Origin of the sequence: Candidatus Angelobacter sp. (assembly GCA_035643775.1) — a bacterium.
GTDB lineage: Bacteria > Bacteroidota > Bacteroidia > Flavobacteriales > Blattabacteriaceae > DASQPV01.
Window position 1 is genome coordinate 1 of record DASQPV010000014.1, and the last position, 1,442, is coordinate 1,442.

The 1,442-nt window shown below is 54.6% G+C and carries 1 rRNA gene; it reads left to right on the forward strand.

The window, feature by feature from the left end:
* Positions 1-1,062: ribosomal RNA gene (locus VE128_00105) — 16S ribosomal RNA — on the forward strand; the annotation flags it as partial.
* Positions 1,063-1,442: the final 380 nt, after the last annotated feature.

Genomic DNA, 1,442 nt, shown 5'->3' on the forward strand with positions numbered 1-1,442 from the left:
GAAGAGGAAGAGACGGCTAACTCTGTGCCAGCAGCCGCGGTAATACAGAGGTCTCAAGCGTTGTTCGGATTCATTGGGCGTAAAGGGTGCGTAGGCGGCGCGGTAAGTCGGGTGTGAAATCTCGGAGCTTAACTCCGAAACTGCATTCGATACTGCCGTGCTTGAGGACTGGAGAGGAGACTGGAATTTACGGTGTAGCGGTGAAATGCGTAGATATCGTAAGGAAGACCAGTGGCGAAGGCGGGTCTCTGGACAGTTCCTGACGCTGAGGCACGAAGGCCAGGGGAGCAAACGGGATTAGATACCCCGGTAGTCCTGGCAGTAAACGGTGCACGTTTGGTGTGGGAGGATTCGACCCCTTCTGCGCCGGAGCTAACGCGTTAAACGTGCCGCCTGGGGAGTACGGTCGCAAGATTAAAACTCAAAGAAATTGACGGGGGCCCGCACAAGCGGTGGAGTATGTGGCTTAATTCGATGCAACGCGAAGAACCTTACCTGGCCTTGACATGCATCTCTAAGTTGGTGAAAGCCAGCGAGTCCCGAAAGGGACAATTTGCACAGGTGCTGCATGGCTGTCGTCAGCTCGTGTCGTGAGATGTTGGGTTAAGTCCCGCAACGAGCGCAACCCCTGTGAACTGTTGCCACGGAACCGAGAGGTTCCAGCACTCTGTTCAGACTGCCCCGCTCAAACGGGGAGGAAGGTGGGGACGACGTCAAGTCAGTATGGCCCTTACGGCCTGGGCTGCACACGTACTACAATGCCCAGCACAGAACGATCCAAGACCGCAAGGTGGAGGAAATCTCTAAAACTGGGCCCAGTTCAGATTGAAGTCTGCAACTCGACTTCATGAAGCCGGAATCGCTAGTAATGGCGCATCAGCTACGGCGCCGTGAATACGTTCCCGGGCCTTGTACACACCGCCCGTCACATCATGGGAGTCGCTTGTAGCCGAAGTCGGCGTGCTAACCGCAAGGAGGCAGCCGCCTACGCTATGAGCGGTAACTGGGATGAAGACGTAACAAGGTAGCCGTAGGGGAACCTGCGGCTGGATCACCTCCTTTCTAAGGAGAAATTCATCGCCTTCGAGTCTCGCGATTCGAAGAGCGGTTGAATAGGTCGACGGCTAAATCCGTGGAGTGAATCAATTGATCACTTCCGGACATGCCGTGAAGACTTTGGAATCGAAAGAAACCAGAGCTTCAAAGGAGATCAGGGTAACGCACAATTCAGTCTTTGCTGCACATCGACTGCAATGCCGGATGACGAATCGTAAGAATCGACATCCGGCATTTTGTTTTCTATGGCCACTTCATTGCGCCAGGTCCGCCAGTGGGCATCACGCAGGTTTTGCAGATGGCCACAGGAACGCACGGAGCCTATCCCTGGGCCTGAAATTTATCGCGTTCTTTGATTTCACGGACGCCGCCACATTGCCCACTCT